Annotated in this window: 25 protein-coding genes; 6 read left to right on the top strand and 19 right to left on the bottom strand. The window is 66.8% G+C overall.

The window, feature by feature from the left end:
• The first annotated feature begins 7 nt into the window (after positions 1–7).
• From B6K69_RS01110 to B6K69_RS01085, 6 genes are all read left to right on the top strand, one after another.
• Entirely contained in the window at positions 8–1,198 is a 1,191-nt protein-coding gene (locus tag B6K69_RS01110; protein WP_108642474.1) for a phosphoglycerate kinase, read from the top strand.
• Between the two features lie 142 nt (positions 1,199–1,340).
• On the top strand, positions 1,341–2,234 hold the full coding sequence (locus B6K69_RS01105; protein ID WP_108642473.1) for a fructose bisphosphate aldolase: 894 nt from the start codon (positions 1,341–1,343) through the stop codon (positions 2,232–2,234).
• A 111-nt stretch (positions 2,235–2,345) separates the two neighbouring features.
• Positions 2,346–2,648, top strand: a complete 303-nt coding sequence (locus tag B6K69_RS01100) for an FtsB family cell division protein (protein ID WP_107673100.1) — start codon at positions 2,346–2,348, stop codon at positions 2,646–2,648.
• A 183-nt stretch (positions 2,649–2,831) separates the two neighbouring features.
• Positions 2,832–3,818, top strand: a complete 987-nt coding sequence (gene pdhA, locus B6K69_RS01095) for a pyruvate dehydrogenase (acetyl-transferring) E1 component subunit alpha (RefSeq protein WP_108642472.1) — start codon at positions 2,832–2,834, stop codon at positions 3,816–3,818.
• Between the two features lie 14 nt (positions 3,819–3,832).
• Complete coding sequence (locus tag B6K69_RS01090; protein WP_108642471.1) at positions 3,833–5,212, top strand: pyruvate dehydrogenase complex E1 component subunit beta; 1,380 nt, start codon at positions 3,833–3,835, stop codon at positions 5,210–5,212.
• Between the two features lie 13 nt (positions 5,213–5,225).
• Complete coding sequence (locus B6K69_RS01085) at positions 5,226–6,530, top strand: pyruvate dehydrogenase complex dihydrolipoamide acetyltransferase (RefSeq protein ID WP_108642470.1); 1,305 nt, start codon at positions 5,226–5,228, stop codon at positions 6,528–6,530.
• An 87-nt stretch (positions 6,531–6,617) separates the two neighbouring features.
• Here B6K69_RS01085 and B6K69_RS01080 read toward each other — a convergent pair whose 3' ends face one another.
• The 19 genes from B6K69_RS01080 to B6K69_RS00990 all read right to left on the bottom strand — a co-directional run bounded on the left by B6K69_RS01080 (position 6,618) and on the right by B6K69_RS00990 (position 21,902).
• The gene (locus tag B6K69_RS01080) at positions 6,618–7,247 is read right to left on the bottom strand and encodes a CDP-alcohol phosphatidyltransferase family protein (RefSeq protein ID WP_108642469.1); all 630 of its coding nucleotides are present in this window, start codon (positions 7,245–7,247) and stop codon (positions 6,618–6,620) included.
• A complete protein-coding gene (locus B6K69_RS01075) occupies positions 7,244–8,125 on the bottom strand; it encodes a phosphatidate cytidylyltransferase (protein ID WP_108644715.1) in 882 nt (293 codons plus the stop codon). Before B6K69_RS01075 ends, B6K69_RS01080 begins: the two co-directional genes overlap by 4 nt.
• A gap of 74 nt (positions 8,126–8,199) precedes the next feature.
• Positions 8,200–8,862, bottom strand: coding sequence for a lysophospholipid acyltransferase family protein (locus B6K69_RS01070; protein WP_108642468.1), 663 nt, complete (start codon positions 8,860–8,862; stop codon positions 8,200–8,202).
• A gap of 9 nt (positions 8,863–8,871) precedes the next feature.
• Positions 8,872–9,678, bottom strand: a complete 807-nt coding sequence (gene cysE, locus B6K69_RS01065; RefSeq protein WP_107673094.1) for a serine O-acetyltransferase — start codon at positions 9,676–9,678, stop codon at positions 8,872–8,874.
• Between the two features lie 92 nt (positions 9,679–9,770).
• Positions 9,771–13,655, bottom strand: a complete 3,885-nt coding sequence (locus tag B6K69_RS01060; RefSeq protein ID WP_108642467.1) for a baseplate multidomain protein megatron — start codon at positions 13,653–13,655, stop codon at positions 9,771–9,773.
• A 2-nt stretch (positions 13,656–13,657) separates the two neighbouring features.
• Positions 13,658–14,101: a C40 family peptidase gene (locus tag B6K69_RS01055; RefSeq protein ID WP_108642466.1), complete on the bottom strand. Its 444-nt coding sequence runs from the start codon at positions 14,099–14,101 to the stop codon at positions 13,658–13,660.
• A complete protein-coding gene (locus tag B6K69_RS01050; protein ID WP_108642465.1) occupies positions 14,098–15,012 on the bottom strand; it encodes a DUF2163 domain-containing protein in 915 nt (304 codons plus the stop codon). Before B6K69_RS01050 ends, B6K69_RS01055 begins: the two co-directional genes overlap by 4 nt.
• A complete protein-coding gene (locus B6K69_RS01045; protein WP_108642464.1) occupies positions 15,009–15,641 on the bottom strand; it encodes a DUF2460 domain-containing protein in 633 nt (210 codons plus the stop codon). The genes B6K69_RS01050 and B6K69_RS01045 overlap by 4 nt, the downstream gene beginning before the upstream one ends.
• Positions 15,642–15,646: 5 nt before the next feature.
• The gene (locus B6K69_RS01040) at positions 15,647–16,300 is read right to left on the bottom strand and encodes a phage tail tape measure protein (protein WP_108642463.1); all 654 of its coding nucleotides are present in this window, start codon (positions 16,298–16,300) and stop codon (positions 15,647–15,649) included.
• Positions 16,287–16,496 (bottom strand): rcc01693 family protein, encoded by a 210-nt coding sequence (locus B6K69_RS01035; protein WP_108644714.1) that lies wholly within the window; start codon positions 16,494–16,496, stop codon positions 16,287–16,289. The genes B6K69_RS01040 and B6K69_RS01035 overlap by 14 nt, the downstream gene beginning before the upstream one ends.
• The gene (locus B6K69_RS01030; protein ID WP_108642462.1) at positions 16,496–16,816 is read right to left on the bottom strand and encodes a gene transfer agent family protein; all 321 of its coding nucleotides are present in this window, start codon (positions 16,814–16,816) and stop codon (positions 16,496–16,498) included. The genes B6K69_RS01035 and B6K69_RS01030 overlap by 1 nt, the downstream gene beginning before the upstream one ends.
• Positions 16,816–17,229: a phage major tail protein, TP901-1 family gene (locus tag B6K69_RS01025; RefSeq protein ID WP_108644713.1), complete on the bottom strand. Its 414-nt coding sequence runs from the start codon at positions 17,227–17,229 to the stop codon at positions 16,816–16,818. The genes B6K69_RS01030 and B6K69_RS01025 overlap by 1 nt, the downstream gene beginning before the upstream one ends.
• A 40-nt stretch (positions 17,230–17,269) precedes the next feature.
• A complete protein-coding gene (locus B6K69_RS01020; protein WP_108642461.1) occupies positions 17,270–17,665 on the bottom strand; it encodes a DUF3168 domain-containing protein in 396 nt (131 codons plus the stop codon).
• Positions 17,662–18,000, bottom strand: coding sequence for a head-tail adaptor protein (locus B6K69_RS01015; RefSeq protein WP_107673086.1), 339 nt, complete (start codon positions 17,998–18,000; stop codon positions 17,662–17,664). Before B6K69_RS01015 ends, B6K69_RS01020 begins: the two co-directional genes overlap by 4 nt.
• Positions 17,997–18,599: a head-tail connector protein gene (locus B6K69_RS01010; RefSeq protein WP_108642460.1), complete on the bottom strand. Its 603-nt coding sequence runs from the start codon at positions 18,597–18,599 to the stop codon at positions 17,997–17,999. The genes B6K69_RS01015 and B6K69_RS01010 overlap by 4 nt, the downstream gene beginning before the upstream one ends.
• Before the next feature lie 81 nt (positions 18,600–18,680).
• Positions 18,681–19,877 carry a phage major capsid protein gene (locus tag B6K69_RS01005; protein ID WP_108642459.1) on the bottom strand — a complete coding sequence of 399 codons (1,197 nt, stop codon included), beginning with the start codon at positions 19,875–19,877 and terminating at the stop codon, positions 18,681–18,683.
• Between the two features lie 39 nt (positions 19,878–19,916).
• Positions 19,917–20,471: an HK97 family phage prohead protease gene (locus B6K69_RS01000; protein WP_107673083.1), complete on the bottom strand. Its 555-nt coding sequence runs from the start codon at positions 20,469–20,471 to the stop codon at positions 19,917–19,919.
• A 4-nt stretch (positions 20,472–20,475) separates the two neighbouring features.
• Complete coding sequence (locus B6K69_RS00995; RefSeq protein ID WP_107673082.1) at positions 20,476–20,721, bottom strand: GTA head formation protein, RCAP_rcc01685 family; 246 nt, start codon at positions 20,719–20,721, stop codon at positions 20,476–20,478.
• Entirely contained in the window at positions 20,718–21,902 is a 1,185-nt protein-coding gene (locus B6K69_RS00990) for a phage portal protein (protein WP_418260151.1), read from the bottom strand. The genes B6K69_RS00995 and B6K69_RS00990 overlap by 4 nt, the downstream gene beginning before the upstream one ends.
• Between the last annotated feature and the right edge of the window lie 21 nt (positions 21,903–21,923).

Below are 21,923 nucleotides of genomic sequence, written 5' to 3'. Positions count from 1 at the left end.
AACCGCGATGGCCTGGAATTCCCTTGATGATGTGGCGCTGGCCGGCAAGGTCGTGCTGACGCGCGTCGATATCAACGTGCCGATGGAAGACGGCAAGGTTACAGACACCACGCGGATCGACAAGATCCTGCCCACCGTCGAGGACATCATTGCCCGCGGTGGCAAGGTGGTTCTTCTGGCGCATTTCGACCGCCCCAAGGGCAAGGTGGTGCCCGAGATGAGCCTGGCGCAGGTGGTTCCCGCGCTGGAGACGGCGCTGAAGCGCAAGGTGGTGTTCGGCAGCGATTGCATCGGCGCCCCGGCTGAGGCCGCGATCGCGGCGGCGGCCCCCGGCGACGTGGTGCTGCTGGAAAACACCCGCTTCCATGCGGGCGAGGAAAAGAACGACCCCGCACTGGCGGCGGACTTCGCCAAGCTGGGCGATGTCTATGTGAACGATGCCTTCTCGGCCGCGCACCGCGCCCATGCGTCAACCGAAGGGCTGGCGCGGCTGTTGCCCAAGGCGGCGGGCCGGCTGATGGAGGCCGAGCTGAAGGCGCTGGATGCCGCCCTTGGCAACCCGGCGCGGCCTGTGATGGCGGTGGTTGGCGGCGCCAAGGTTTCGACCAAGCTGGAGCTGCTGGGCAACCTTGTCAGCAAGGTTGAGCATCTGGTGATCGGCGGCGGCATGGCCAACACCTTCCTGGTGGCGCAGGGCGTTGAAGTGGGCAAGTCGCTGGCCGAGCGCGACATGGCCGCCACCGCGCGCGAGATCATGGAAAAGGCCAAGGAAGCCGGGTGCAAGATCTATCTGCCGGTCGATGTGGTGGTGGCCAAGGAGTTCAAGGCCAATGCCCCGAGCAGCATCGTTGTGGTGACGGCCTGCCCGGAAGACGGCATGATTCTGGATGCGGGCAGCGAAACCGTGGCGCGGATCAAGGCGGCCATGGCGCATTGCGCGACGCTGATCTGGAACGGCCCGCTGGGCGCCTTTGAACTGACGCCGTTCGATGCCGCCACCAATGCCACGGCCAAGGAAGCGGCCCGGCTGACGGCGGCGGGGCACCTGATTTCGGTCGCGGGCGGCGGCGATACGGTGGCGGCGCTGAACCAGGCGGGCGCGGCCGAGGATTTCACCTTCATCTCGACCGCAGGCGGGGCCTTTCTGGAATGGATGGAAGGCAAGGTTCTGCCGGGCGTGGCCGCGCTGTCGGTCTGATCACGCCACAAGGGCACGGCAACCGGCGGCCGCTTCGCAAGAGGCGGCCGCTTTCTGCTGTCCTGTTAGCGCGACCGTAATTGCGAGGTTCCAGACTTGCCGTTATGCGGGGGAAAAAGCATGACAAAAGGGAACCGGACTGATGAGCAAGGCAGAGATGACGGCGCAGATCCGCGATGGACAGGGCTTCATTGCGGCGCTGGACCAGAGCGGCGGGTCAACCCCGAAGGCGCTGAAACTGTATGGCGTGGACGAAAGCGCCTGGACCGATGAAGCGGGGATGTTCGACCTGATCCATGCCATGCGGGCGCGGATCATCAAGTCGCCGGCGTTCGACGGATCGAAAGTGGTGGGGGCCATCCTGTTCGAACAGACGATGGACCGCACCATCGACGGCATTCCGACCGCCACCTACCTGTGGGACAAGCGCCGGGTGGTGCCGTTCCTGAAGATCGACAAGGGTCTGGAAGCCGAGGTGGACGGGTGCCAGTTGATGAAGCCGATGCCCGCGCTGGATGCGCTGCTGGCTAAGGCCGTGAAGGCGGGCATCTTCGGCACCAAGGAACGCAGCGTGATCTCGGCCGCCAATGCCAAGGGGATTCAGGCGGTGGTGGACCAGCAGTTCGCCGTGGGCGCGCAGGTGAGCGCGGCCGGGCTGATGCCGATCCTGGAACCGGAAGTCACGATCTCGATCGCCGACAAGGCCGAGGCGGAGGACCTGCTGCAAAAGGCTCTGCTGAAAGGGCTGGACGCACTGCCCGCCGGCCAGCGGGTCATGCTGAAGCTGAGCCTGCCGACCGTGGACAATTTCTATGCCCCGCTGGTGGATCATCCGGCGGTGCTGAAGGTGGTGGCGCTGTCGGGTGGCCACAGCCGCGATGCGGCGAACAAGATCCTGGCGCGCAACCGCGGCATCATCGCCAGCTTCAGCCGCGCCCTGAGCGAAGGCCTGTCGGCCAAGCAGTCGGATGCGGAATTCGACACGGTGCTGAAGTCGGCCGTTGATTCGATCCACACCGCATCCATCGCGGGCTGAGGCGAAAAATAAGGGAATCCCGCGCTTTGGGGGATTCCCTTGCCGTCTGTCTTGTGCCATGGTTTTCCAAAGGCCCCCGCATGAACGAGGGGCGGTTCGAGGCGGATCGGCATGACCCAGGCAGGCGCACGGCGCAATATCGGCGGGCTTATCTATTTTGCCCTGGCCTTTTCGCTGGGCGCCTATTTCACCTTTGCCGCCGTGCAGGGCGATTACGGCGTGTTCCGCCGGGTCGAGATCACTGCCGAAGCGGGGGAATTGCGGCTGGAGCGCGACAAGCTGGTTGGCGAGCTGGCCCAGATGCAGAACCTGACGCATCGCCTGTCGGATGCCTATCTGGACCTTGACCTGCTGGACCAGCAGGCGCGCGACGTGCTGGGTTACATGCGCGCAGACGAGATCACCATTCGCTGATCGGGTCCGGCCTGCGGCACGTCCCGCGCGCCCTGCCCTTGCCCGCCATTGCCGGAAATTGCTGTCCAAGCCATGCGCCGCCTGCATCCGCACGCGGCAAAAATTACGCTTTGACCAGCAAATCCCCGATGCTGTATGGATGGTTTAACGTTGAACCATTCCGTTGCGTGCTGGGAGGGCCCGATGGCGAAAACGCCCGAGAAGAGACCGAACGTCTCGAAGGACGATCTGCTGAAATACTACCGCGAGATGCTGCTGATACGGCGGTTCGAGGAAAAGGCCGGCCAGCTTTACGGCATGGGCCTGATCGGCGGCTTCTGCCACCTGTACATCGGGCAGGAAGCCGTGGTGGTGGGCCTGGAGGCCGCCGCGAAGGAAGGCGACAAGCGCATCACCAGCTATCGCGACCACGGCCACATGCTGGCCTGCGGCATGGACCCCAAGGGCGTGATGGCGGAACTGACCGGGCGCATCGGCGGCTATTCCAAGGGGAAAGGCGGCTCGATGCACATGTTCAGCAGGGAAAAGCACTTCTACGGCGGCCATGGCATCGTGGGCGCGCAGGTGCCGCTGGGTGCGGGCCTTGCCTTTGCCGACAAGTATCTGGGCAATGACAACGTGACCTTCGTCTATTTCGGCGACGGCGCGGCCAACCAGGGCCAGGTCTATGAGACCTACAACATGGCCGAGTTGTGGAGCCTGCCGGCGATCTTTGTCATCGAGAACAACCAGTATGCCATGGGCACCTCGATGAAGCGGGCGACGAAATCCACCACGCTTTACGGACGCGGCACCGCCTACGGTATTCCGGGCGAGCAGGTTGACGGCATGGATGTGCTGGCGGTCAAGGCCGCGGGCGAAAAGGCGGTGGCGCACTGCCGCGCGGGCAAGGGCCCCTATATCCTTGAAATGATGACCTATCGCTATCGCGGTCACTCGATGTCGGACCCGGCGAAGTATCGCACGCGGGAAGAGGTCGAGAAGATCAAGACCGAGAAGGATTGCATCGAACATGTCCGTGATCTGCTGACGCAGGGCGGCCTTGCCTCGGATGAGGATCTGAAGGCCATCGACAAGGAGATCAAGGCGCTGGTGAACGAGGCGGCCGAGTTCTCGAAGGAAAGCCCGGAGCCGCCGCTGAGCGAGCTTTGGACGGATATTACGGTTTAAGGGAGGGGAAGACGATGGCAACGCAAGTTCTGATGCCCGCGCTTTCTCCGACCATGGAGGAAGGCACGCTGGCCAAGTGGCTGGTGAAGGAAGGCGATGTGGTCAAATCCGGCCAGATCATCGCCGAGATCGAGACCGACAAGGCGACGATGGAATTCGAGGCGGCGGATGAAGGCACCGTCGGCAAGATCCTGGTGGCCGAAGGCACCGCCGGCGTGAAGGTGAACACGCCGATTGCGGTGCTGGTCGAGGAGGGCGAAAGCGCCTCGGACGCGACGCCTGCCCCGGCAGCAGCGGCACCTATGGCGACTGCTGCGGCGGCACCTGTCGCGGCGGTGGCGGCAGCCCCTGCCCCGGCGCCGGTTCAGGCCGCGTCAGGCTGGCCGCACAGCGACCTGCCCGAAGGCGTACCAACCAAGACCATGACCGTGCGCGAGGCGCTGCGCGAGGCGATGGCCGAGGAAATGCGCGCCGATCCGACCGTGTTCCTGATGGGCGAGGAAGTGGGCGAATATCAGGGCGCCTACAAGATTTCCCAGGGCTTGCTGGATGAGTTCGGCGCGAAGCGCGTCGTCGATACGCCAATCACCGAGATGGGCTTTGCCGGCATCGCCACGGGTGCCTCGTGGGGCGGGCTGAAGCCGATCGTCGAATTCATGACCTTCAACTTCGCCATGCAGGCGATTGACCACATCCTGAATTCGGCCGCGAAAACGCTGTACATGTCGGGTGGCCAGATGGGCAGCCCGATGGTGTTCCGCGGCCCGAACGGCGCGGCGGCACGGGTGGGCGCGCAGCACAGCCAGGACTATGCCGCCTGGTATGCCGCCATTCCGGGGCTGAAGGTCTGTATGCCCTATTCGGCGGCGGATGCAAAAGGTCTGCTGAAATCGGCGATCCGCGATCCGAACCCGGTGGTGTTCCTGGAAAACGAGATCCTTTACGGGCGGTCCTTCGACGTGCCGGCCGAGGGGGATTTCACCATTCCCTTCGGCAAGGCGTCGATCCTGCGGTCGGGCAGCGATGTGACGCTGGTTTCGTTCGGGATCGGCGTGGCCCATGCGCTGGCGGCGGCCGAGGAACTGGCCAAGGACGGCATCAGCGCCGAGGTCATCAACCTGCGGACGCTGCGGCCCATCGACTATGACACCGTGCTGGCCAGCGTGCAGAAGACCAACCGCTGCGTCACGGTGGAAGAAGGCTTCCCGGTGGGCAGCATCGGCGATCACCTGGCCTCGACCATCATGCAACGGGCGTTCGATTATCTGGACGCGCCCGTGGTGACCTGCACCGGCAAGGACGTGCCGATGCCCTATGCCGCGAACCTGGAGCGTCTGGCGCTGATCACGCCGGCCGAGGTGGTCGCGGCGGTCAAGTCCGTCTGCTATCGCTGAGGGGGAAAGAGATATGGCAACGCAAATCCTGATGCCCGCCCTTTCGCCGACGATGGAAGAGGGCACGCTGGCCAAATGGCTGGTGAAAGAGGGCGATGTGGTCAAATCCGGCCAGATCATCGCCGAGATCGAGACCGACAAGGCGACGATGGAGTTCGAGACGGCGGATGAAGGCACCGTCGGCAAGATCCTGGTGGCCGAAGGCACCGCCGGCGTGAAGGTGAACACGCCGATTGCGGTGCTGGTGGAAGAGGGCGAAAGCGCCTCGGACGCGGCGCCTGCCCCGGCCGCCGCTGCGGCCGCAGCCCCGGCTGTGGTTGCAACGGCGCCGGTCGCGGCCCCTGTGGCCGCCCCGGCCCCCGTCGCAACCGGAGGCCCGCGCGTCTTTGCCTCGCCGCTGGCGCGGCGGATCGCCAGGGACAAGGGTCTGGACCTGACGGCTGTCAAGGGATCGGGTCCGCATGGCCGGATCGTGAAGGCCGATGTCGAAGGCGCGACGCCCGGCACGGCGGCGGCGGCTTCGGCCGTTGCCCCGGCGCAGGTGGCGGAGCCGGCCCCGGCTGCGGCCAAGGCGGCGATGCCGACCGGCATGGCGGCGGAGACAGTGTTGAAGATGTATGCCGACCGCACCTTCACCGAGGTGCCGCTGGACGGTATGCGCCGCACCATCGCGGCCCGGCTGACCGAAGCCAAGCAGACCATCCCGCATTTCTACCTGCGCCGCGAGGTGCGGCTGGATGCGCTGATGGCCTTCCGCGAACAGCTCAACAAGGGGCTGGAAGCGCGCGGCGTGAAGCTGTCGGTCAACGACTTCATCATCAAGGCCTGCGCGGTGGCGCTGCAGGCGGTGCCGGACGCCAATGCCGTCTGGGCGGGGGACCGTATCCTGAAGCTGAAACCTTCGGATGTGGCCGTCGCCGTTGCGGTTGAAGGCGGCCTGTTCACCCCGGTGCTGCGCGATGCCGAGGCGAAGACGCTGAGCACGCTGTCGGCCGAGATGAAGGATCTGGCCACGCGGGCGAAGACCAAGAAGCTGGCCCCCCATGAATATCAGGGCGGCAGTTTCGCGATCTCGAACCTGGGGATGATGGGGATCGAGAATTTCGATGCCGTCATCAACCCGCCGCACGGGGCCATTCTGGCCGTGGGGGCCGGGGTGAAGAAGCCTGTGGTGCTGAAGGACGGCTCGGTCGGGGTTGCGACCGTGATGTCGATGACCCTGTCGGTCGATCACCGGGTGATCGACGGCGCACTGGGGGCCGAATTCCTGAAGGTGGTGGTCGAGGGGCTGGAAAACCCGATCTCGCTTCTGGCCTGAGGCGGGAGAGGCGGGGGTTTCACACTCCCGCACCCCCGTGGGATATTTGGGGACAGATGAAAGGGGGCGGTTGCGCCCCCTTTTGCATCAGCGCCGGTTCAGGCTGCGATGCAGGCGAAGCGCGCGACGCAGGATCGTCGCGGCGGTGCCGGCCAGGATGATCCAGAGCGCCAGCGAAAGAGTCCAGGCCGGCGCGTAAAGGGCCGCGGCAAGGCAACCGATGGTCAGCGCGGCCATGCGCTGCGGTTTCGCCATCGGACCGGAGAAATCAGGCGGCAGACCCTCGGCCCGGCCAAGCTCGCGCAGATAGGCGGTGGTCACGGCCAGCACGGCGCAAGCAAGGCCAAGCGCGGGCTGACCGGCCGCAATGCCAGCCCCCCAGAGGAACAGGATGTCCGCGGCGCGATCCGGGGCCTCGTTCCAGAACGGTCCGGTGGGGCCGGACCTGCCCCCTTCGATCGCCACCATGCCATCCATCAGATTGCACAGGAGGCGGGCCTGGATGGTTCCTGCTGCAAGAAGCAGAAGCAGTGCTTCCAGCAGCCGCCCGCTGTTCGCAGCGCCACAGAAGCACAGCAGGCCAAGCAGAGCAAACCCGACCGAAGCGGCAGAAATCTGGTTCGGCGTGATGCGCGAAGCCGCAAGCCGCGCGGCAAGACACTTGGCCCAGGCCGTGTCGCGCGAAGTCAGCGGACGGCGCGACGACGGTCCGGTCATGTCGTCGACCAGAAGTAACGGGTGAGATGGAAGAAGATTGGCGCGGCGAAGATCACGCTGTCCAGCCGATCAATGAAGCCGCCATGGCCGGCGATCAGATGGCCCCAATCCTTGATACCCTTGTCACGCTTGATGGCCGACATCACCAGCCCGCCGAAGAATCCCATCAGGGTGATGACAAGGCTCATCCCCGCCGCCTGCATCGGGGTGAAGGGCGTCAGCCACCAGAGCCCCGTTCCCGCAAGAACGGCCGAGGCGGTGCCGCCGACAAACCCCTCCCAGGTTTTCGAGGGTGAGAGTGCCGGCGCGATCGGGTGGCGGCCCAGAAGCTTGCCCCAGACATATTGCATCACATCCGAGAACTGCACGACGAAGATCAGGAAGGCGATCAGCAACACGTCGCGGCCTTCGAAGCCCGGAATCTGCAGCGACAGCAGCGCCGGCACATGGCTGATGCAATAGATGCAGATCATCAGCGCCCATTGCGTTTCCGCGACCCGGTCAAGGAAACGGTCCGGCTTGCCCCGCAGGGCCGAAACCACGGGCAACAGCAGGAAAACATAGACCGGGACAAAGATGGAATAGAAGCCGTACCAGTCCATTGCGACCAGGCCGAACTGCACCGGCAGGATCAGGAAGAAGGCCGCGGCAAGCGACCAGTGATCGGCCACCGATTTTGTGGTGAGCGACAGGAACTCCCGCAAGGCCGAGAAGGAGAGCATCGCGAAAAGGACCACCACCCCGACACGGCCGGCGATGAAGGCAATGGACATGAGAAACACCATCGCCCACCAGGCCGCGATGCGGGCATTCAGGTTCTCGATCACCGGATTTGATCCGTCCGGCGCAAGGGTTTCGCGCAGAACCTGGCCAATCATGGTGGCAAGTAGCAGAAGCACGCCGACGCCCAGAAGCAGGATGGCAAGATCCGGGCCAGCGGTGGCGGAAGGGGTCACGATCTGGGCTCCTTCAGATCAAGGAGCGCGGTCGCAGCGCGGGCAAGGAAGGCGTCTTTCGGCTCATCCGGCGCGATGCGGATCGCGGGACCGAAGGTAACGGTGCAGATCAGCGGAACCGGCACGATCTCGCCCTTGGGCATGACGTGGTTGAGGTTCGACATCCAGACCGGAACAAGATCAATGTCAGGGCGCTGGCGGGCAAGGTGGTAAAGACCGGACTTGAAGGGAAGCAAGGGTTCGTCCGAAGTGTTCCTCTTGCCCTCGGGGAACAGGATCAGCGCAGAGCCCTCATCCAACGCCGTGACCATCTGTTCCACTGGGTCGGTCGTCCGTGCCTCGGGCCGGCGGTCGATCAGCACCGCGCGGAACACGTCCCGGCCCGCAAAAGCCCGAAGCGGCGATGTCAGCCAGTAGTCCAGCGCCGCCACCGGCCGGGTGCGCCGCCGCAGCGCGGGCGGCAGGACCGTCCAGATCAGGACGAAATCCGCATTCGATGTGTGATTGGCGAAATAGACCCTTGGTCCGGCTGCGGGCAGCGACCCCGACCATATGGCGCGCGGTGCCGTCACGAAGCGGGCGAAAAGCGAAATGGCTCCGCCCGCCCATCTGGCCAGAGTGGCCCGTGCAATCGCCTTTGCCCGTTCCGCGAACGTCATCAAGTGCGATCAGCCAGGCAGGATCAACTGATCCATGGTCAGCGCCGGCTGATCGCAGCCGGCCTTGCCAACAACCCGGGCAGGCACCCCCGCGACGGTGCTGTTCGGAGGAACCTCCTCCAGCACCACCGAACCGGCCGCGATGCGTGAGCAATGACCGACCCGGATATTGCCAAGCACCTTGGCCCCCGCCCCGATCAGCACGCCATTGCCGATCTTGGGGTGGCGGTCGCCATCTTCCTTCCCGGTCCCGCCCAGCGTGACCGAGTGGAGCATGGACACATTGTCACCGACAACGGCGGTTTCCCCGATGACAATGGAATGAGCATGGTCGATCATGATGCCGCGCCCGATCACCGCCGCGGGGTGAATATCCACGCCGAACGCCTCGGACACCCGCATCTGCACGAAATAGGCCATGTCGATCCGGCCGCGCTGCCACAGCCAGTGGCCAACGCGATAGGCCTGCACCGCCTGATAGCCCTTGAAGAACAACACCGGCTGCAGGAAGCGGTGGCAGGCCGGGTCGCGCTCATAGACGGCCATCAGGTCGGCCCGGGCGGCAGCGCCAAGCGCGGCATCATCGGCATAGGCCTCATCCGCGATCTCGCGCAGGATCTGCTCGCTCATCTCTCCCGAGGCGAGTTTCAGCGAGAACCGATAGGCCAGCGCGCGTTCAAAGCTGGCATGGTGCAGCAGGCCGGAATGGATCAGGGCACCCAGCAAAGGCTCGGACCGGATGGCATCCTCGGCTTCATCGCAAATCCGGGTCCAGACCGGATCTACCGTCGCAACACGCTGTCTCGTTTCCGCCATTCCTGCCCCCTTAGGCACCCGGCCCCAGCCGATGCGCCAAGTATGGGTCAAGTCCCGCCCGGCCACAATCGGCAAACCTCTGGATTGCGGGCTCAGGCCGGAACGAAAACCTGCCGGAATGGCCCAGGCCCGAAACGGGACGAGACCTGGGCCACGGCCAGGCTGAACCCCGATGACACCCCGTCGCGGGCCTGGGCGGATGCGGGGTATTCGAACAAGCACGCCGTGGCTGTATATTCCGCGCGGATGGCCGCCCCCACCATGACGCGGACAAGATAGGTCTCCGTCTCCTCGCCCAATGGCACGTCGCCGGCGTTCCAGCCATCGCCATCAAGCCGGGTCCGCCGGACCCACCTTGCGGTGACGGGTGTCCCCGATCGTCCGGTCGCGCGCAGATGGGCCACGGAATAGGGCCGAAGCCCAACGCCATCAAAGGCAAGCGTGGCCTCGACGATGTTCGGATCGTCATACCCGCGCAGCGCGGCGCCGATGCGATAATGCCGGGCCAGACCAAGGGCGCTGACCGGCAGGTCGATCTGCGACAGGCTCCGGTCCAGAAGCACCACGGTGCTGCCAGCCGGCCACGGCCGCAACATGGCCTCGCCGGTGCCAAGTTGGCCCCTCAGGCGCAGGCTGAGGTCATAGGTATCCTCAGCCACCAGTGTTGCAGAGGCGAACTGGAAGATTTCCCAGCCGGAAGCCCCGCCATCCCCGATCGCCATCGCATTTGCGCCGTTGAGGACATCCAGCGCCGAGGCCGCCGAGAGCCTGCCCCCCACGACCTTCACCCGCAGCGCCGGGCCCCGATCCCAAAGACCGGCCGGAAAGGCAGGCAGTTCCGACTCGGTCACCCCCACAATCGACGGCGCCGCGACAAGACGGTTCAGCTCGAACCCGCTGTCGCTGGCCGAGGACCAGACGGCCACACTGCCCGGCCAGGGATCGGCCGCCACCGCGACATAAGGCGCGTGGGGCTTTTCCTCGCCGGTGAGGATCGGCAGATCAAGGAAGACCGGAAAGACCGGAACCGGCGCGACGAACGCCCGTGCCGAAGGCGTATCCTCAAGACCCGGTCGGCGCTCGTAAAGACTGCCCTCGACGCGCACGGCTTCGATCAGCCGCACATCGCCATGGTCGATGCGATCCACCCGATAGGTGCTGCCGTCCGGCAATTCGATCCGGTCCCCCGCCCCCAGTTGGCGTGACGATTGCGGCAGCGCCAGCCGCACCGCATCGCGGGCAACCCGCGACTCGGACAGCCAGCGCAGCACAATCTCGGATGCCTCGCCCGCGGTCAGCACCAGTTGCATGTCGGACGCCATCACCGAAGGCCGGGTCTCGTCAGGAATACGCGCCTCAGCAGCGCGGATCTCGTAATCCCCGTCGCTTTCGACATGCCCAAGCCGCACGAACCCGGCCATTTCCGGTTCGGAGGCACGCAGATGCTCAACCACGCCGTCCAGATCATCGGACACCGCCAGAGTGCCGTCCGCGATCTGGTGATCAACGCCCGGCCGACGGGGCAGAAAGCGCAAGGTTCCGTCGCGCTCGACCGCATCAAAGGCGAAGGCCGCGGCCAGGGGCTGCAAGGTCGCCCGGGCCGTCTGGTTTTCGGCATGGGCATAGCCGCGCACCACCCCGAAAAGGGCCTTGGTATCGACCGCATCACCCCCGCTCCTGGCGCAGATCTCCTGAACAACGGCGGCCAGCGGCTGGTTCGTCGCCCGGCCGTTCAGCCAATGCCCCCGCCCATAGGCCGCCCCGTCGCTCCAAAGGTCGCTGCGGGATGGAAAGGCGGGAAACGGACGGCTGTCCCAGGCCCAGGCATGGCAGCGGGCAAGATCGACCATCCGCCCCTCATAGGCCGATGCCGCCGGGTTGTTCGCCGGATCGGCCCAGAACTCGGCCATCGCGCGGTAATACTGCATCTGGATCACGTCGTCGCGAAACCCAAGCGAGGCCCTCGGCAGCGCGGATTCAGACGAATGGATGTCCAGAAAGCGGTTGGGCTGGTTGGTCGCCTTGTCGATGGCCGCGCAGCCGTATTCGGTAAACCGGATCGGTTTCGATCCGGGCACCCAGCCTGTCGGCACCGCAGCCCGGACGCCTGCGGTCCGCGGATAATGCTCGTTTTCCCACCAGCCCTTCAGATCCTTGGCCCGGAACACCCAGGGCTCGCCATGGGCGCCATCGGTGATCGGCAGGCGCACCTGCGCGGCCTCTCCGGCCGGGCTGTCGTAATACCAGTCAAAGGCCTCGCCGCCCGCGATGTTGGACTTCAGATAGCCAAGGTCATGGATCGCCCCCCAGCCGGCATCCGCGTGATCGGTCCCGTCGCGCCAATCCGACATCGGCAGGTAGTTATCGATGCCCACAAAGTCGATCGCCGGATCGGACCAAAGCGGATCAAGCGGGAAATGGACATCTTCCCCAACGACATAGCTGCCGTATTCGGTCCAGTCCGCCGCATAGGTCAACTTGCAGTCTGCCCCCAGAACCTGCCGCACCTCCGCCGCAAGCTGCCGCAGGGCCGCAACCGCCGGAAAGCCGCCGGCCCCGTCGCGAAGCCGCGTCATCCCCGGCAGCTCGGACCCGATGCAGAAGGCATCCACCCCGCCCGCCGCCTTGCACAGCGTGGCATAGTGCAAAACGAAGCGGCGGAACGACCATTCGTCAGGGCCATGATAAAGAACATCGCGGCCTGAAATGACAAAATCCGCCGGCTTTGCCGTTCCGAAGAAGGCGTCGACCTCTGCCGCAACAGCCGCGCTTGCATCCGGCGACCCCGCCCGCCCCGGCGCCGTGGAACAGGTGATCCGTCCTCGCCAGGGCAAGGCGGGCTGGCTTGCCGCACCGGACCACGGGTCCGCAAGGCCATTGCCGGACACCTGATCCATCAGGATGAACGGGTAGAACATCACCTCGCGCCCCGCAGCCCTGACGGCGCGGATCGCTTCGATCACCGCCGCATCCGCAGGCGTGCCCCCATAGATCGACCGCCCTTCGATCCGCGGCACTTCAAGCGCCTCTGCCCGCCGGATACCGCCGGATCGCCAGGGCATCCGCACACCGTCATGTGCCACCTGTTCGACCTTGGGCCGGATCTTGCAGACCCCGCAGCGCAGGTCACTGCCGAACCACGATGCCACAAGCGAAACCGAACCAACATTCGGCAACTCGGACGTCAGATGGTCGAAGCTGGTCAGGAAGTCGCTGCGCCCCGAGGCCGAATTGACATTGGCCGTCCGGTTCCGGCCCGGACCGTGCGCATAATGCACCTCGGAAGTCGCCAGCGCATATTCCCCAGTGCCCGGAATCAGTGCGACCGCCCTGATCACATCGGCAAGGGTCGGCTCGCCCCCATGCGCGGCACGAACCACCTCAAAGGTGAACTGGGGAATCCGGCTGCCATAAGGTGTCAGGTCAAGATCCTCGAACACCACATAGGCCAGCCCCCGATAGGCCGGTGCCTGCCCTGCCCCTTCGATGGCCTCGATCTTGGAATCCGGCAACTGGTCCTCGGTCCCCCTGTAGACCCGGTAGGACAGCGTCGAGAGATCAACCTCCGCCCCATCCGCCCAGATCCGCCCGACCTTGAGGATTTCCCCTTCGCACAGGCCAATCGCCAGGCTGACGGAATAGCTGTACTGCGTGACCGAAGGTCTGCCCCCCTTGCCCCCGCGGCTGCTGTTGGCATGTTCCACGAACTGCGAAGACCAGATCGCCTGCCCCGCAACCCGCATCCGGCCCCAGACCCGGGCGACGGGCGCCCCCTCGCTTGCCCCGGTCAATCGCAGCCGGTCGATCCGGCCAATCTCAACCGGGTCCGAGCCGCCGCCCAGAATACGCTGGTCGATGGCGCGGCCAAGGGTTGCGCCGATGGCCCGCCCGATCACCGCGCCTGACAGGCCAAGGATCGTTCCGCCAAAGCCGGCCCCGATCGCCGCGCCCGCCGCCGAAAGGAGAAGCGTCGCCATGGTCAGTTGTCTCCTTCGGGAAAGGCAAAGCGGGCCGCGATCCGGCGCGCCCAGGGTGCGCTCAGCGCACTTTCGGTCACATCATGTCCGCTGTAGGCGTGAATGAACCGTGGCACCGGCCCAAGCGCCGACTGCACGCCCAGATGCCTGGCCGGCCCCCGGTCACAAACCCGGAACAGCAGGACATCGCCCACGGCGGCGCTTGCGCCGTCCTTCTCCACCAGCCAGACCCGCGCCGCAGCCAACAGCGTTTCGCGGCGGTCCGCCTCGGCCCAATCGGGCCTGTAGGCCGGCACAAGGCAGGGCTCGGCGCCGTAAAGCGCGCGCCAGATGCCGCGGATCAGGCCAAGGCAATCCGACCCCGCGCCGCGCGTGCTGGCCTGATGGACATAGGGCGTGCCAAGCCAGAGCCGGGCTTCGGCGGCGGCCCGTTCTCCTGCCGTCATCCCTTGATCTCGCCCAGAAGGTCACGCACGGTCCGACTGCCCCCGTCGGCCGGCTGGCCGGGGCGCGGATAGGCGGTCAGCCAGTCCTCGCCGGGAATATGCGGAAAGCCGCGAAAGTTCAGAAAATTGGCGAATTTGGCGCGGCAGGTGGCCGCCCGCTTGTCACAGCCAGCGGTCAGCCGGACCCGGTCCCCCGCAGCCAGCGGCGCGCGGATCGACTGCCACAGCTCGATCTGCCGCGCGCGGCCATTCTGGCGGTCGCCCCGGATCATCCCCCAAAGACCCGCGGCCTGTCCGGTCAGGACATCCAGCCGCCCCCCCTCGAACCACCGCGGGTCAAAGCCGGCCGCGCCCGGAAACTCCAGCACCCGCTGGTCCCGGTCCAGCGTGCCCACCTCCCATTCCGCGAAATACCCCGGCAGCGACAGATCAAAGCCGCAGCGCCCGTCTCCCAGAACGGCGTTGCAGGTCCGGGTATAGGCCAGACCCGTGACCTGGTTCAGCGGCTCGGTCAGCCCCCGCAACTCGGCCCGGAACTCGGCCCCCTTGCGCAGCACTTCGCCCAGGGTGCCCCGGAACAGGTCGGCCCGCTCCTCTGGCCGCGCCCAGTTGACCAGCCAGACCCGCACCTCCGCCCCGTCGAAACGCCCCGCCGACAGATCGGCCTCGCAGATGGCGTCATCCGACAACGCGCCCACCGCCTCGCTGTTGTCGACCGACAGGCCCGTCGCCTGCTGCAAGGCCCGGGCGTTCAGCCCGGTGTCGGCCTTGCAGACGATCCCGTCGATCGTCAGCGGCTGATCGTGATCTGTGAACCCCAGCACCATCCCGTCCCGCCGCCGCAGCACCCAGGCGCGGCAAACCGTGGTCGTGCCGCCCTGCAGATGCAGGTCAAGCGCCGCCGCCGTCATTGCCGCACCTCCACCACGGGAACGCTGGGCACATCGCCCGCCTGAAACGACGCCACCGAAACCTGGATGCGGTCGGTGTCGAAGCGGACCGGCACGTCAAACTCGAACCCGGCGGTGATCCGGGCGCCAAGCGGCGGCGCGGTGGCAAAGCGGATTTCGCCCGAGGCAGGGTCAACCGTGAACTCCAGCCCCTCGACCTTGGGGTCGCCTGCGACCGCCACCAGAACCGATCCCGCAACCGGCTTGCGAACCGGACGGGCATAGCTTTCCGCGCCCGACCGATAGGTCTTGACCAGTTGGAACACCTCCGCCAGCCCGTCGCCCACCCCGATCTCCTGATCGTCGCAACTGACCGCCCGCGTGGCCGGGCCAGACCTGTAATCCGCCCAGTCCTTCCAGCGGAACCCGTGCAACTGCCCGGACCGTGCCTCGAAAAACGCGATCAGCGTCCCGATGTCATCCAGCGACCGCAGCCCAAGACCCGCGTCATAGCGGCGGCGGCTGTGGGCCCAGGGCGTGTTGCGCTCTTCATGCCCGTTCTGCAGCGTCACGATCTCGGTGCGCCGCTCGGGGCCGCCGACCGAACCGAAGCTCAGGTTGGCCGGGAAACGGATGTCGTGGAATGCCATTCTTCTCACCTGTTGCGTTGACCGCGGGCCAGCGCGCGGCCCACCTGCGCCGCGACCTGGGATTGGCTGCGTTCGAAGCCGCGCACATCGGGCGTGGTGATGTTCATCACCACTGTAACAGGCCGCCCGCCGCCGGCGGCCTGCACACCCAGCCGCCCGTCCGCCCCGCGCGTCAGCGGCATGATCGCCTCGGGACCGGCCTCGCCCATCAGCCCGCGCCCGCCCCGCATGGCAAAGCTGACGGGCGAGGCGACAATCCCGCCCTGCGCAAACGGCATCACGCGCCCCTGCGAAAAGCTGCCGCCCTTTTCAAAGGGCATCAGCCCGCCCATCACCGCGCTGACCCCTTGCGCCAGCGCCCCGCCAAAGGCGTTGGTGACCGGCTTCATCGCGATGGCGTAGATCGTGTCGACCATGGTCTTCGCCACGTTTTGCAAGGCGTCCGACAGTTTCATCCCGTCAAACACCAGCCCGTCGAAGGCCCGCCGCAACCCGCCCGACAGGCCGGATGACAGCGTGCTCACCTCGCGATTGGTGAAGACCGCGGTTTCCCGCATCCGGGCCAGTTCGCCGTCAAAGACGGCCACCACCGCTGCCGAGCTGCCAAGCTGGGCATCCAGCGCCGCCAGTTGGTCGGTCAGCAGATCAATCCGCTCCATTCCCTGCTCCCTTGGTCACGTCCGGAAAGGCGGCGGCCAGTTCGGCCAGCCGCGCCCGTGTCAGCGGGGCCGCGCCCTGCTCGATGCCCAGCATGATCCGCAGCTCCACCGGCGTCAGGCGCCAGAACACCGCGGGCTCAAGCCCCAGCCCGTTCAACCCCGCCCGCATCAGGCCGGGCCAATCCAGGCCGGTCATCATCCCGCCTCGGGCAAGGCAAAGGCGCGCGCCAGCAGTTCCGCCGCCGCGCGTGCCGCCGCCACCGGCCCCCCGCCGATCTCGGCCGTCATCAGATCGGCCGCCGTGCCGGGCCAGCCGCCGCCCCGCAGCCCCGCCACCACCAGTGCCAGCACGTCGCGCGACGAAAACCGCCCGCCCTCGAACCGCGCGACCAGATCCAGCAGCGACTCCGCCGCCAATCCGGCCTCCAGCTCTGCCAGGGCGCCCAGCGTCAGCCGCGCCACATGCGGCTTGCCGTCGAGAACGATCTCGACCTCTCCCGCCCAGGGGTTCGCCATCAGAGCGCCGTGAACGTCAGCAAACCGGCCGAGGCAAGCGCGACCTCATAGGTCGCCTCGCCATTATGGCTGCCGGCATATTCCAGCGCGGTAATCTGGAATGGCCCCTCGACGATGCCGAAGCCGGGGATGATCACCTGAAACCCCGGAATCTCGCCCGAGAAGAACACCTGCCGCGCCCGCTCATCGGTATTCGCTTCGCGAAACACCCCCGACCCCGAAATGACCGCCGACTTCACCCCCGCACCGGCCAGCAATTCGCGCCAGCCACCTTGCGACTCCAGACTGGTCACCTCCACCGTCTCGGCATTGAAACTCAGCCGCGTTGCGCGCAGGCCGGCGATGGTTTCAAACTGCCCGTCTCCGGTCTGGTCGATCTTGATCAGCAGGTCTTTTCCGGCCTGAACAGCCATGGTCATCTCCTTGAAAAGGTTGTTGTCTTGGCGTGCGCCGTCAAAGCTCGATCCGGGCGCGGAAGGTCAGGTCGATCCGGCGCACCGCGCCTTCGTCAATCCGCCGCGCCGTGGCGCGTTGAAACGTCAGGTTCACCAGCCGCCCCCGGGCCAGGGCCAGCACCGCGCCCGCCAGCGTATCGCTGATCGCGCCGGCAATGGTCTTTGCCGCCAGAAAGCCGGTGCCGTCGCTGATCACGCTGACCGCCAGCACATGTTCGGCGCCGGGTCCGGTCTGGTCGCTGGCGTCGCGCACTTCCTCCGGCCCCAGCAGCACGAAGGTGCCCGCCGGCGACGGCGGCACCGCGTCATGGATCGCCACCCCGGCCAGGGCCGGGGCATCGCTCAGCGCCTGAAACACCGCCGCCTGCAAGGCGGCCGCTGCACCATAGCTCATTTCGGGGCCTCCTCCCGGCAATGGCAGGTCAGCCAGCGCCCGGCCGGATCACGCTCGGCCACCGCCAGAATGGTGAAGATCCGGCTGCCTTCGCGGAACCTCTGGTCCGGGCGCGGCCGGTTCGGCGCGCCTGGCAAGGCCGCCCGCACCGTGATGCGGCAGGCAACCGAACTCAGCACCACCTCTTCGCCAGCTGGATCGCGCCCCGCCCCGGCCACCACCTCGGCCCAAAGCGTGGCCACCGGCTGCCAGACCGTGGCAAAGCCGCCCGCCCCGTCGGCCACGCGCTCGGCGCCCTCCAGAACCAGCGCGCGGTTCAGGTGCGGCACCTTCATCTCCGCCCCCTTCCACCCAGGAGTCTGACCGCCCGCCAGCGTTCGATCAGCGTGGCAACGGCAAACGGCAGCCCGGCCTGCCCGCTACCATCATCATGACGATGCTCGTAGAACTCGGCCGCCAGCAGCAGCACCGCCTGCCGCAGATCGGCGGGCACCTCCGTCCAGCCCAGGCCGAACCCGGCATCAAAGGCGATCACGCCCCGCCCCCCGGTCGGGATCACCGGCAGCGCCATTCCGGCGGCAACCAGCCGGGGCCGGTGCAGATCGACCTCCAGCCGATAGCTGTCCGGCGAAACCACCGTCTGCCCGCCGTCCGCCGCCACCAGCGTCACCGCCGCGATCCGCGCCACCGGCCCCAGCGGAAGCGCCTGCTCAACCGGATCGCGCCACCCGGCCAAGGCCCATTCGAAGCGCCGTTCCAGCAGCGCCTTGGCCGTCCGCCCCTCGATGACCGAGATCGCGGCGCGAAGATGGCTTTCCAGAAGCCCGTCCTGCGCCGGCGCCAGCGCAAACCCGCTGCCCAGCCGCAGATGCTCCTTCAAGGCCTCGACCGGCAGGGCCGCCCCCGGCACCGCCGTCACTTCGGTCAACATCATGTCTTTCCCCCGATCCCGCCGATGAACTGAAACCGGCGCGGGACGCGCGACCCTGCGCGCGCCCCGCGCCGGGCCGCCGCCTTACGAAACGGCTACTTTCAGCAGCTTGATCGCGGCATAGTCGGTGACATCGCCCCCCACGCGCTTGCTGGCATAGAACAGCACATGCGGCTTGGCGCTGAACGGATCGCGCAGGATGCGCAGGTCGGGGCGTTCAGCCACCGTATAGCCAGCGGCGAAATCACCGAAGGCAATCGGATAGCTGTTCGCCGCGACATCCGGCATGTCCTCGCAGATCAGCACCGGATAGCCCATCAGCCGCGCGGGTTCGCCCGCCTGCAGGCTGTCGCCCCACATGAAGCGGCCGTCGGCATCCTTCATCTTCCGCACCGCGCCGGCGGTCTTGGAGTTCATCAGGAAGGTGCCGTTCGCGCGATAATCCGCGCCCAGGGCATAGACCAGGTTCACGATGCAGTCGCTGGCATTGGTGGTGGCGAAATCCGCCGCCGCCCCGGTGGGCACATAGCCCAGGCTGCCCCAGGCCCAGCTTGCATTCGCCACCTTGCCCGGCAGCAGAATCCCCTTCGGCTTGTCCACGCCATCGCCGCTGATGAAGGCCGCCGCCTCGGCGCGGATGAAGCGCGTGGCGATCTTGCCGGCCAACCAGCCTTCCACGTCAAAGGCGCTGTCATCCAGCAGGCGCTGGCTGGCCTTCGGCATCGCGCTCAGCTCATGCAGCCGGATCGAGATGCGCTCGATGGTCGGCGTCGCCGTTTCCGCCGCCGCGCCGCTTTCCGTCGCCCAGCCCGACCCCACTTCGCTGCGGTCGATCAGCACGTCGAACGAGGTCGCCTCGACCTGCACGACATTGGCCACCGCCCGCAGCGACGAGGTGGACACCAGCATCGACCGGATGCTGTCCGCCGTCTGCGGATCGACCAGATAGCCGCCATCCGCGGCCACCGCGCCGGACATGGCCTTGCCATCCAGCACCAGGCCGCGCAGCCCGTCATCGTCGCCGGTCCGCAGATAGGCGTTGAACGCCTTCTTGTGCGGAACGTCCAGCTCCACCGCGGTCGAAAGGGCCGGGCGTCCGTAGGTCATCGTTTTCCGATCCAGCATGGTCAGTCGCTCTTCCTGATGTTGCAGCGCTTTCTTCACGTCACCCTGAAAGCTGTTGAATTCCTTCAGGAAGCCGGACATCGCGGTTTTCACCTCCGCGGCCGGCGAATGGGCCTGGGGCATGGCTTCCCCGGCCCGAGACTCTCTCTCGGTCATCCTTCGATCCCTTCTGTTCAGCTTCAGTTCCGGACGCGCTCAGCGCCCGGCCAGGCTCCGGCGCGCCTCGTCAAAGACACCGGCCAACTCGTGGAAAAGGCCCGACAGATCGTCGGATTTCGCCGCCACCCGCGCCTGCGGCAGCATCGGAAAGGTCACCAGCGACACTTCCCACAGGTCCAGCTCCTGCAACAGGCGCTGTCCCTTGCCGTCGCGTTCCGCCCGGACGGTGCGATAGCCGATCGACAGCCCGTCGATCGCCCCCGCCGCCAGCAGGGCCGCCACTTCGCGGCCCTTGCCGATCTCGGTCAACAGGCGCCCCTTCACCCGCAGGCCGGTGGCATCCTCCCGCACCTCGTCCCACACGCCGATGGGCTGGCCCGGATCATGCTGCCACAGCATCTTGACCCGCCCGCCCGCCGCCCCCAGCCGTTTCAACGACGCGGCATAAGCCCCCTGCGCCACCACATCCCCGCCCTGGTCGCGCAGGCCGAAAATGGAGGCATAGCCCGTCACGACATGCCCCTCCGTCACCGTCAATCCCGCCTCGGGACGGTGGAATTTCCGCTCCGGGGCGCCATATCCGCCGTTCATCGCCTCACCTCATTGCTGCCCTGATCAGCGCCTCGGCCCCCTGCGTCAGCAGAAAGGCCGCGACCCCGTAAACCCCCAGCCAGATGCGCCGCTCCAGCCGTTCCAGCGCGGCGTCGATCTGCGCCAGCCGGTAATCCAGCGCCGACCACCGCTCCTCCATCACCCGTTCATTGGCCTCGATCCGGGCCTGCGCCGCATCGAAACTGTCGAACAGGAAGCGCGACCCCGCGCCTTCCTTGCGCAGGTTCATTCCGCCTCCGGCAATCGCGGCAGCCCCAGCAGGGCCCGCTTCTCGGCCACGGTCAGGAAATCGGCCGCCCCCACGCGGGTCCATTGCTGGTCGCGCTCGATGGCCAGCGCCGGGATCTGGTCCAGATCCGGCCGCAGCTCCACCGTCTCGCCGGTGAACCCGGCCAGCCAGTGCGACAGCGCCGCCAGCACCCGCTGCGCCAGCGGCAGCACGGTCAGCCGATAGAAGGCGCGGTTCGCCTCCTGATAATTGGCATAGGTGGCGTCGCCCGGAATCCCCATCAGCATCGGCGGCACGCCGAAGGCGATGGCGATTTCCCGCGCCGCCGCCTGCTTGGTCTCGTGGAACTCCATGTCGCTGGGGCTGAACCCCATCGGCTTCCAGTCCAGACCGCCCTCCAGCAGCATCGGCCGCCCGGCATTGCGCGCGCCCTGATGATGCGCCTCCATCTCGCTGACCAGCCGGTCATACTGGTCCGGCGTCAGCACAGACCCGCCATCCGTGCCCTTGTAGACAATCGCCCCCGAAGGCCGCGCGGCATTGTCCAGCAGCGCCTTTGACCAGGCACTGGCGCTGTTGTGCACGTCGATCGCCACCGCCGCCGCCTGCAGGGGCGACAGCCCGTAATGGTCATCCTGCGGGTGAAAGCTGCGGATGTGGCAGATCGGGCTCTGCCCCTCGCTCACCGCAAAGCGGTGCGTCCTGCCCCCCACGGCATAATCATAGGCCACCGGCCAGCCATCCGGTCCCGGCACCAGCGCCATCCGGTCGCTGCGCAACACATGCAGCTCGCCCGGCATCGCCGAAGGCCCCGGCACCGCCTCGACATAGGCGTTGCCCGACAAGAGCAGATGCCCGAACACCGCCTCCATCAGTTCGGCCCGGCCCTGCCCGCCATTCGGGCGCGCCAGCAGCGCCAGCAGCGGATGTTGGTCGAACCGCCGCTCGGCATCCTGGCACAGCACCGGCAAGGCCGCCGCCGCCTCGGCAATAAGCCGCACCGCCCGGAACCCGATGGGATTGCCCTGAAACCCCGCCTTCGCCAGCGACACCGCATCGCGCGGGCTCCAGGCCACACGGCCCGACCCGGCCCAGGCGATCACCCGCCCGGTGGCGCTGGCCTTCTTCTCCGGCATCGCGGCAGGCTCCGCCTGCCCGGCCCGTTTCAGGAAATCGAACACCTCGGTCGCTCCTTTCGTCGC

Origin of the sequence: Pseudogemmobacter blasticus (assembly GCF_003071405.1) — a bacterium.
Lineage (GTDB): Bacteria > Pseudomonadota > Alphaproteobacteria > Rhodobacterales > Rhodobacteraceae > Pseudogemmobacter > Pseudogemmobacter blasticus.
This window is presented reverse-complemented; position numbering and strand designations above follow the sequence as displayed.

Bases quoted from the DNA above. Each gene is read 5' to 3' on its own strand.
- B6K69_RS01110 (WP_108642474.1), top strand. From the start codon at position 8: ATGGCCTGGAATTCCCTTGATGATGTGGCGCTGGCCGGCAAGGTCGTG.
- B6K69_RS01105 (WP_108642473.1), top strand. From the start codon at position 1,341: ATGAGCAAGGCAGAGATGACGGCGCAGATCCGCGATGGACAGGGCTTC.
- B6K69_RS01100 (WP_107673100.1), top strand. From the start codon at position 2,346: ATGACCCAGGCAGGCGCACGGCGCAATATCGGCGGGCTTATCTATTTT.
- pdhA (WP_108642472.1), top strand. From the start codon at position 2,832: ATGGCGAAAACGCCCGAGAAGAGACCGAACGTCTCGAAGGACGATCTG.
- B6K69_RS01090 (WP_108642471.1), top strand. From the start codon at position 3,833: ATGGCAACGCAAGTTCTGATGCCCGCGCTTTCTCCGACCATGGAGGAA.
- B6K69_RS01085 (WP_108642470.1), top strand. From the start codon at position 5,226: ATGGCAACGCAAATCCTGATGCCCGCCCTTTCGCCGACGATGGAAGAG.
- B6K69_RS01080 (WP_108642469.1), bottom strand. From the start codon at position 7,247: ATGACCGGACCGTCGTCGCGCCGTCCGCTGACTTCGCGCGACACGGCC.
- B6K69_RS01075 (WP_108644715.1), bottom strand. From the start codon at position 8,125: ATGATTGGCCAGGTTCTGCGCGAAACCCTTGCGCCGGACGGATCAAAT.
- B6K69_RS01070 (WP_108642468.1), bottom strand. From the start codon at position 8,862: ATGACGTTCGCGGAACGGGCAAAGGCGATTGCACGGGCCACTCTGGCC.
- cysE (WP_107673094.1), bottom strand. From the start codon at position 9,678: ATGGCGGAAACGAGACAGCGTGTTGCGACGGTAGATCCGGTCTGGACC.
- B6K69_RS01060 (WP_108642467.1), bottom strand. From the start codon at position 13,655: ATGGCGACGCTTCTCCTTTCGGCGGCGGGCGCGGCGATCGGGGCCGGC.
- B6K69_RS01055 (WP_108642466.1), bottom strand. From the start codon at position 14,101: ATGACGGCAGGAGAACGGGCCGCCGCCGAAGCCCGGCTCTGGCTTGGC.
- B6K69_RS01050 (WP_108642465.1), bottom strand. From the start codon at position 15,012: ATGACGGCGGCGGCGCTTGACCTGCATCTGCAGGGCGGCACGACCACG.
- B6K69_RS01045 (WP_108642464.1), bottom strand. From the start codon at position 15,641: ATGGCATTCCACGACATCCGTTTCCCGGCCAACCTGAGCTTCGGTTCG.
- B6K69_RS01040 (WP_108642463.1), bottom strand. From the start codon at position 16,300: ATGGAGCGGATTGATCTGCTGACCGACCAACTGGCGGCGCTGGATGCC.
- B6K69_RS01035 (WP_108644714.1), bottom strand. From the start codon at position 16,496: ATGACCGGCCTGGATTGGCCCGGCCTGATGCGGGCGGGGTTGAACGGG.
- B6K69_RS01030 (WP_108642462.1), bottom strand. From the start codon at position 16,816: ATGGCGAACCCCTGGGCGGGAGAGGTCGAGATCGTTCTCGACGGCAAG.
- B6K69_RS01025 (WP_108644713.1), bottom strand. From the start codon at position 17,229: ATGGCTGTTCAGGCCGGAAAAGACCTGCTGATCAAGATCGACCAGACC.
- B6K69_RS01020 (WP_108642461.1), bottom strand. From the start codon at position 17,665: ATGAGCTATGGTGCAGCGGCCGCCTTGCAGGCGGCGGTGTTTCAGGCG.
- B6K69_RS01015 (WP_107673086.1), bottom strand. From the start codon at position 18,000: ATGAAGGTGCCGCACCTGAACCGCGCGCTGGTTCTGGAGGGCGCCGAG.
- B6K69_RS01010 (WP_108642460.1), bottom strand. From the start codon at position 18,599: ATGATGTTGACCGAAGTGACGGCGGTGCCGGGGGCGGCCCTGCCGGTC.
- B6K69_RS01005 (WP_108642459.1), bottom strand. From the start codon at position 19,877: ATGACCGAGAGAGAGTCTCGGGCCGGGGAAGCCATGCCCCAGGCCCAT.
- B6K69_RS01000 (WP_107673083.1), bottom strand. From the start codon at position 20,471: ATGAACGGCGGATATGGCGCCCCGGAGCGGAAATTCCACCGTCCCGAG.
- B6K69_RS00995 (WP_107673082.1), bottom strand. From the start codon at position 20,721: ATGAACCTGCGCAAGGAAGGCGCGGGGTCGCGCTTCCTGTTCGACAGT.